Source organism: Halomonas sp. Ps84H-12 (assembly GCF_024124725.1).
Taxonomy (GTDB): Bacteria; Pseudomonadota; Gammaproteobacteria; order Pseudomonadales; family Halomonadaceae; genus Vreelandella; species Vreelandella aquamarina.
In genome coordinates, this window is record NZ_JAMXSJ010000070.1 from 1 (window position 1) to 7,198 (window position 7,198).

9 protein-coding genes and 3 pseudogenes are annotated in these 7,198 nt (G+C 58.6%); 5 read left to right on the top strand and 7 right to left on the bottom strand.

Going from position 1 to position 7,198, the window contains the following annotated elements:
• Nucleotides 1-353 (top strand): annotated as a pseudogene (locus NH344_RS17795) (DNA recombination/repair protein RecA); the annotation flags it as partial.
• 465 nt (nucleotides 354-818) lie between these two features.
• Here the strand turns inward: NH344_RS17795 and NH344_RS18430 are convergent.
• A complete protein-coding gene (locus NH344_RS18430; RefSeq protein WP_058578283.1) occupies nucleotides 819-1,130 on the bottom strand; it encodes an IS66 family transposase zinc-finger binding domain-containing protein in 312 nt (103 codons plus the stop codon).
• A gap of 301 nt (nucleotides 1,131-1,431) precedes the next feature.
• Here NH344_RS18430 and NH344_RS17805 point away from each other — a divergent pair.
• Nucleotides 1,432-1,833: pseudogene (locus NH344_RS17805) on the top strand (IS481 family transposase); the annotation flags it as partial.
• Between the two features lie 106 nt (nucleotides 1,834-1,939).
• Here NH344_RS17805 and NH344_RS18295 read toward each other — a convergent pair.
• From NH344_RS18295 to merT, 6 genes are all read right to left on the bottom strand, one after another.
• Nucleotides 1,940-2,074 (bottom strand): hypothetical protein, encoded by a 135-nt coding sequence (locus NH344_RS18295; RefSeq protein WP_008957399.1) that lies wholly within the window; start codon nucleotides 2,072-2,074, stop codon nucleotides 1,940-1,942.
• Between the two features lie 81 nt (nucleotides 2,075-2,155).
• A complete protein-coding gene (gene merA, locus NH344_RS17810; protein ID WP_253028257.1) occupies nucleotides 2,156-3,805 on the bottom strand; it encodes a mercury(II) reductase in 1,650 nt (549 codons plus the stop codon).
• On the bottom strand, nucleotides 3,798-4,037 hold the full coding sequence (gene merF / locus NH344_RS17815) for a mercury resistance system transport protein MerF (protein ID WP_027965777.1): 240 nt from the start codon (nucleotides 4,035-4,037) through the stop codon (nucleotides 3,798-3,800). Before merF (NH344_RS17815) ends, merA begins: the two co-directional genes overlap by 8 nt.
• 73 nt (nucleotides 4,038-4,110) lie before the next feature.
• Complete coding sequence (merF, locus tag NH344_RS17820) at nucleotides 4,111-4,368, bottom strand: mercury resistance system transport protein MerF (RefSeq protein ID WP_033988342.1); 258 nt, start codon at nucleotides 4,366-4,368, stop codon at nucleotides 4,111-4,113.
• Between the two features lie 2 nt (nucleotides 4,369-4,370).
• Nucleotides 4,371-4,667, bottom strand: coding sequence for a mercury resistance system periplasmic binding protein MerP (merP, locus tag NH344_RS17825; RefSeq protein ID WP_022519794.1), 297 nt, complete (start codon nucleotides 4,665-4,667; stop codon nucleotides 4,371-4,373).
• Between the two features lie 13 nt (nucleotides 4,668-4,680).
• A complete protein-coding gene (gene merT / locus NH344_RS17830) occupies nucleotides 4,681-5,031 on the bottom strand; it encodes a mercuric ion transporter MerT (protein WP_027965778.1) in 351 nt (116 codons plus the stop codon).
• Between the two features lie 73 nt (nucleotides 5,032-5,104).
• On the opposite strand from merT, the gene merR reads away from it, so the two are divergent.
• The 3 genes and pseudogenes from merR to NH344_RS17845 all read left to right on the top strand — a co-directional run.
• Nucleotides 5,105-5,551 (top strand): Hg(II)-responsive transcriptional regulator, encoded by a 447-nt coding sequence (merR, locus tag NH344_RS17835; protein ID WP_006911920.1) that lies wholly within the window; start codon nucleotides 5,105-5,107, stop codon nucleotides 5,549-5,551.
• Between the two features lie 78 nt (nucleotides 5,552-5,629).
• Nucleotides 5,630-6,931: an ISL3 family transposase gene (locus NH344_RS17840; protein ID WP_033988338.1), complete on the top strand. Its 1,302-nt coding sequence runs from the start codon at nucleotides 5,630-5,632 to the stop codon at nucleotides 6,929-6,931.
• 65 nt (nucleotides 6,932-6,996) lie between these two features.
• Nucleotides 6,997-7,198: pseudogene (locus NH344_RS17845) on the top strand (transposase); the annotation flags it as partial.

Genomic DNA, 7,198 nt, shown 5'->3' on the forward strand with positions numbered 1-7,198 from the left:
CGGGCGACGAAGTCACCGGTAACGAAACCCGCGTGAAAGTCGTCAAAAACAAGGTGGCACCGCCGTTCCGGCAAGCTGAGTTCCAGATCCTTTACGGCAAAGGTATCTACCACGCGGGTGAGGTTATTGATCTTGGCGTGCAGTGCAGCCTAGTGGACAAAGCAGGCGCTTGGTACAGCTATAAAGGCAACAAGATCGGTCAGGGTAAGGCCAATGCTGCGCAGTATTTAGAAGACAATCCGGAAATCTCAGACGAGATTGAAGCTGAAATACGTCGCCAACTGATGCCAGTCGCGCAGCGCAAGGGCGAAGACAAAGCTGTAGCTGTAGAGGTACCAGAAGAGGACGCCTAACGCAGATTGTTAAAGGTTTTTACAAACCTTGTCCATGCGCAACACCTAAATTAAACTAATAAGTGCAGCCCCCGCGGTTTGTTGTTCTCCAAGTATTCACTTAATAACACCTGGGCTGGGGGCGGTATCTCAGCCTCTTTCTTAGTCTATCGTTCAGCTTATCGACCACTCTTCTTAGCTCTGTGTCAGACAAGGTTCGAAAGTCAGTCCCTTTCAGGAAATATTGGCGAATCAGGCCATTCGTATTTTCATTGGTGCCACGCTGGCATGAGTGGTACGTGTCACAAAAACAGATCTTGGCTGAGACGGTCTTAGTAACTGTCGGTGCTCGGCGAATTCAGAACCGTTATCCAAGGTGCACTGCGCCTCGGCGGGGTTCTAACAACCGGATCATCGTCTTGGCAGTTTCAGTGGCCGTTATCTTCGGTAGGCGCGCTGCCAAGAGGTAGCCGCTGTGTCGTTCGATCAGGGGAGAGCGCGTCCTGGTATTTGGCGGTCGCGATATAGAGGCGAGCAGCGTGGCGCTGGCATTGCTTTTAGGCAAAACAGCTTGGCCGGCGGCGCGGGGGCGGTCTTCATGCCTTCTTCGCACGTCGGGCAGGCATATTTGCGGCGCACATGACGGGTCACCTCGATCCGGGCAGGCAACCCGTGCAGTTTCTCAATGACCTCTTCACCGATTATCTTTAGCGCGGCACTGTCCTTGTGGCAGTGGTGATCGTTATCGGGCAGTTCATGCACCACCTCAACGCGCGGTAGTTCTGGCGGTAGCGCCACACGCCCGGCGCGCGTGCGACGATTAGCAGTTGAGGTCGTCTCGCACGTTGCGTCATCAGCGACCTTCCCAGCAAACCACTGACACTTCTAGCTACCTGTACACTATCTATCCAAATTTATCGTCAACTATCTGATAGTCATAACTTACCCACCTGATGTCAGCTTAACGATATCCCCAACTGGGTAAGAGTCTTCTTTTCTATAATCACTTTGTTTTAATTATAAAGGAATAAAATAAGCCTAGGTGTTTGGTCCTGGGGTGTGGTGGTTTATGGTATGAAACCTTGTCCGCGGAGGATCCATGGCTCAGGTACTTCATCAACGCGCCACGACCACGCACGCCATCCGAGAAGACATACAGCGATCGACTGAGTCGGTCGCGACGTTAAGTCGACGCTACGGCATTAACCCTAAAACCGTACGCAAGTGGCGCAGCCGGACCTCTGTCGAAGTTGTGCGTATGGGACCCAAAGCAGCTCGCTCCACATCGCTGACACGGTCAAGTCTGCACCGACTCTACCAGCGCCACGGTACTAGTCAGCGGCCTAGGGCTGGCGAAGCAACGCGCGAGAAAAAGTTCTTCAAACATTACCCTATCGGCTATTTGCATATCGATATTAGCGATATCCAGACAGGCGAAGGCAAGGCCTATCTCTTCGTTTCAATGGATCGAACGTCCAAGTTCGTTCATGCGCAGCTATACTAAAAGATAAGGGTATCCGGATTATCTGGTTGGTATGCGAGAGAGAAAGGTGGCCGACAAACTCAACCCACAACGGATTAGCTGGTTGATGGCTCGCTCAGTACGCTCACTTGCTAGAGAGCAGATACTTCACCAAACAGGCGATGCCCAGGACCAGCAGCAATAGTAGGGCAATTCCGATCACTGGCATTATCCAGCCCATCGCCCCCATCATCCCGCAATCGGGTAGTGTCGTGTTCATCGTGACAGAGCTCCCTGTGGTGTCCATGCCCAAAACCCGTGGTGCCGCCGCCCAGTGGCACCACGGTCGCGCTCATATCGTTCACCCGGCACAGCAGGACAACTGCGTCACATCCTTGGTGAAAGTCTGGGCACAGAGCTTGAGCCCTTCCACCATGGTCAGGTAGGGAAATAGCTCATTGGCGATGTCGTGTACGGTCATGCGTGCGCGTAGCGCCATCACCGCCGTCTGGATCAGCTCACCGGCTTCCCCCGCCACCGCCTGCACCCCCAGCAACCGGCCCGAGTCGCGTTCGGCCACCAGCTTGATGAAACCACCGGTGTCGAAATTCACCAGCGCACGCGGCACGTTTTCCAGGTCCAGCTCGCGGGTATCGACGCTGAAGCCTTGCTCGATGGCCTCGGCTTCCGTCAGGCCGACGGTGGCCACCTGGGGGTCGGTGAAGATCACCGCCGGCATGGCGCTCAGGTCCAGGGTGGCTTCGCCCCCGGTCATGTTGACGGCAGCCCGGCTGCCCCCGGCGGCGGCGACATAGACGAACTCCGGCTGATCGGTGCAGTCACCGGCGGCATAGAGCCCCGGCACCGTGGTGTGCAGATGCTCATCGACCAGAATCGCCCCACGTGCGGTTTCCACGCCGAGGCTCGCCAGGTTCAGGGCCTCGGTATTGGGTGTCCGTCCGGTGGCCACCAGCAGTTGATCCGCCCGCAAGGTGCCGGCGTTGGTGTCGACAATGAATTCATTGTCGGTGTAGTCCACGCGGCTCGCCTGGGTCTGCTTGAGGACCTCGATGCTCTCGCGGCGAAACGCCGCCTCCACCGCATCCCCTACCGCCGGGTCTTCCTGGGAGAGCAGGCGGCTGCGGGCCAGCACCGTGACCCGGCTGCCCAGCCGGGCGAAGGCCTGGGCCAGTTCCAGGGCCACCACCGAGGCGCCGATCACAATCAGCCGCTCGGGAAGGGTGTCCAGGGCCAGCGCACTGGTAGAGGTCAGGTAGGGGGTGTCGGCAAGACCCGGGATCGGCGGTACTGCCGGTCGGGCGCCAGTACCGATTAAGGCGCGGTCGAAGTGGACGACCTGCTCGCCGCCCTCGTTCAGCTTGACCATCAGGCTATGGGCATCGATAAACCGGGCCTCGCCGTGCAGGACCGTGATGGCCGGGTGGTCGCGCAGAATCCCCTCGTACTTGGCGTCACGCAGTTCCTCGACACGTCGCTGCTGCTGCTCGAGCAGCTTGGCCCGATCCACCACCGGCGCCTGGGCGCTCAGGCCTGCATCGAAGGGACTTTCCGTACGCAAGTGGGCAATATGGGCCGCGCGAATCATGATCTTCGAAGGCACACAGCCTGTATTGACACAGGTACCGCCGACGGTGCCGCGTTCGATCAGGGTGATCCGGGCGCCGCGCTCGGCGGCTTTCAGGGCCGCCGCCATGGCGGCGCCGCCGCTGCCGATCACCGCGATGTGCGGGGCGTCTTCATCACGGCCCTTGGACACCGATGCGCCTGCCGGGGAAGTGGGCCCACTGTTGGCCAGTCGAGCTTGGTAGCCAAGTCGGGTCACGGCAAACGTCAACGCCGAGGCCGGTGTCTCCGGATCAACGGCTACCGATGCCGTCCCCTGAGGATAGGATACCTCCACCGACTGCACGCCGGGCAGCTTCTCCAGGGCTTCCCTGACATGATGCGCACAGCGGTCACAGGTCATGCCACTCACGTTGAGTTCAATCATCACGTTTCTCCGAGTCTTCATTAGTAAAGCCGGCATCCTGCTTCCGCTTGTGGTATCGCGCGTAGAGAGGTAAGCCGATGGCCAGGGCGGCAAACAGCAGGTAATCGAGATAGCCTGCCAACGCGGCCAGGCCCGCCGTACCGAATAGCACCAGGGCGATTGGCGCGGCGCAACACAGCACCATCAACCCGGTGCCAAGCACGACGCTTAAAAATTTCTGCGAATCTTTCACGCTTATTCCTTCACCGTGGCGGGCAAGCTCGTAAACAACTCACCCGATGACCGCGATGTGCAGCTGCTTGATGTCACTCAGGGGGCGTATTCCTTGATTTGATAGAGCCGTTGTCACAACAGGCGTCGAACTGCTTCTTACGCCAAATCGCATAAATGGTCAGGCCGATGAAGAAGGCCAGGGCCGGCAATAACACAACGTCGAGATAGCCCGTCAGCCCCGCCAGGCCCACCGTGCCAAGCAGGATCACCAGGATCGGCGTAAAGCAGCACAATGCCACCAGGACGGTGCCGATCACGCTCACGCGCAGCAGGGGCTTGGGATTCTTCATGATCACTCTCGATCCGCTTGCGAGGATGTCGGGGTTGATGGATACCCAGCGTTGATGGTGGCCTCGGTCAATGCCTCCACCGACGTTCGGGCGTCGTCAAAGGTGACCACGGCCTCGAGATCCGCGTAGCTCACGTCGACTTGCGATACGCCGTCCACCTTGTTGAGGGCGGCCTTGACGGTGATCGGGCAGGCGGCACAGGTCATGCCCGGCACCGACAGCGTCACGGTCTGCAGGGCCGCTAAGGCGGGCGTGCTGAGCAGGGCGAGTAGCGCGATGAAGGCGAAACGAGCTTTCATGGTAGATCTCCTTTTAATAGAACAGGGGCAAGATGTAGGGGAATACCAGGGCGATTAGCACCAGCAGCGATACGAGCCAGAAGATCGCCTTGTAGCCCGTCCTGACCCGTGGCACGGCACACACCTCTCCCGGCTGGCACTTTTCCACTGGCCGAAAGACGCGACGCCAGGCGAAGAACATCGCCACCAGCGCGACGCCGATAAAGAGCGGGCGATAGGGCTCCAACGCCGCCAGATTGCTGATCCAGGCGCCGGAAACGCCCAGCGTGATCAGCACCAGCGGGCCGAGGCAACACGCCGAGGCCAGGAGGGCCGCGACTCCTCCGGCGGCCAGGGGCCCTCGCCCCGTTTTAGATGTCCGCATTGACGATTCTCCTTTCGGGATGGGGGGAGCTACGATAAGGTTACTTCCGTAGCTTGGTACGGAGTCAAGCATCATGAAGAGACATGCAGATAAAGTGGCGGACACCATGACCATTGGCGGCCTGGCCAAGGCGGCCGGCGTCAATGTCGAGACAATCCGCTATTACCAGCGACGAGGGCTATTATCGGAGCCCGAACGCCCTCCCGGAGGTATTCGACGCTATAGTGCCGCCGATATCGACAGGTTGACGTTCGTGAAAACGGCGCAGCAGCTGGGCTTTAGTCTGGATGAGATCAGTGACCTACTTCGGCTGGAAGATGGCGCCCACTGTCAAGAAGCCAGTGCTCTCGCAGAGCACAAGTTAGGGGACGTTCGCGAGAAGATCGACAGGCTTGAAAGAATTGAGAAGGTGCTGAGCGAAATGGTCGACAGATGCCATGCACAACAAGGCAATATCACTTGCCCGCTAATTGCGTCATTGCATGAAGGGCTCAGAGAAGCAGAAGACCCAAGGGAGTAACTCACCTTCAGTTCGTTGAAAACAACGCGGTCAAAGAGTCGCGATCATCTATGGACCATGTCGACAAGGAAAGTTTGCATGACTAGCTTGCCTGACAACATCCTTCACCTTCCCGAGTACCACGTCCTAGGCACCAAGATGGAAGAGCATGATCTCCACTACCAGGTCGAAGCTCCTGAGCCTCTAGCTTGCGAGGAATGCGGCGTTGAGAGTGAGTTTGTCAGGTTCGGCAAGCGCGATGTGGCCTATCGCGACCTACCCATCCACGGAAAGCGGGTCACCCTCTGGGTGGTCCGTCGCCGCTACACCTGCCGGGCGTGTGGAAGGACGTTCCGGCCAGCTCTTCCGGAAATGGTAGACGATCACCGCATGACGCGGAGGCTTTACAACCACGTCGAGAAGGAAGCCTTCAATCACCCCTACGCCTACGTGGCTGATACCACGGGCCTCGACGAGAAGACTGTCCGCGAGATATTCAAGAAGAAGGCTGAGTTCCTGGCAGCCTGGCATCGTTTCGAGACACCCCGCTGCCTGGGGATCGACGAGCTGTACCTGAACCGCCGCTACCGCTGCATCCTGACCAACCTGGAGGAGCGTACCCTACTGGACCTGCTGCCCGGTCGCCAGCAGGACGCGGTGACGAGGCGCCTCATGAGCATGACCGAGCGCCACCAGGTCGAGATCGTCAGCATGGATATGTGGAAACCCTACCGCCGTGCTGTCCAGGCGGTACTGCCGCAGGCTCGCATTGTGGTCGATAAGTTCCATGTGGTGCGGATGGCCAACGAAGCCCTGGAGAAGGTGCGTAAGGGACTCAGGAAGGATCTGAAGCCAAACCAGCGGCGGACCCTCAAGGGCGATAGGAAGATCCTGCTGAAGCGTGCCCACGACGTTTCAGATCGCGAGCGGCTTATCATGGAGACATGGACAGGGGCCTTCCCTCAGCTCCTGGCGGCCTACGAGCACAAGGAGCGGTTCTACCACATCTGGGACAGCACCACCCGGCGTGATGCCGAAAAGGCGCTGGCCCGCTGGATTGACGACATTCCACAGGGGCAGAAAGAGGTGTGGAAGGATCTCGTCAGCGCCGTCAGCGGATGGCGCGAGGAGGTGCTGGCCTACTTCGAAACCGACACCCCAATCACCAACGCCTTCACGGAGTCGATCAATCGGCTGGCCAAGGACAAGAACCGCGATGGCCGGGGCTACTCATTCGAGGTGATGCGGGCCCGGATGCTCTACACCACCAAGCACAAGAAGAAGGTGCCGCAGATCAAGGAATCCCCCTTCCTGGGCAAGGCCACCATGACCTACAGCATGGGTCTTCCCGAGCCTGAGAAAAACTACGGCGTCGATCTATCAACCTTCTGGGAGAGTTAAGGGTTCGAAGGAGCAAGGGGGCTCCATCTACCACTTAATCCGGATACCCGAAAAAATCATATACCCGTTACTCAGATGGCTACCGGCAAGAAGCATTAGCGCTTGCTGATCGTATTGGCGTTGCAGCAGCGGCGCGTGAACTGGGAATACACGCGAGTCAGCTCTATCAGTGGCGATCTAAAGCACAGCTGCAGCAAGACACATCCGAGCGAGAGCGGTCGTTGGCAGAAGAAAACGCCCGCTTGAAGCGCCAACTAGCCGAGGCAA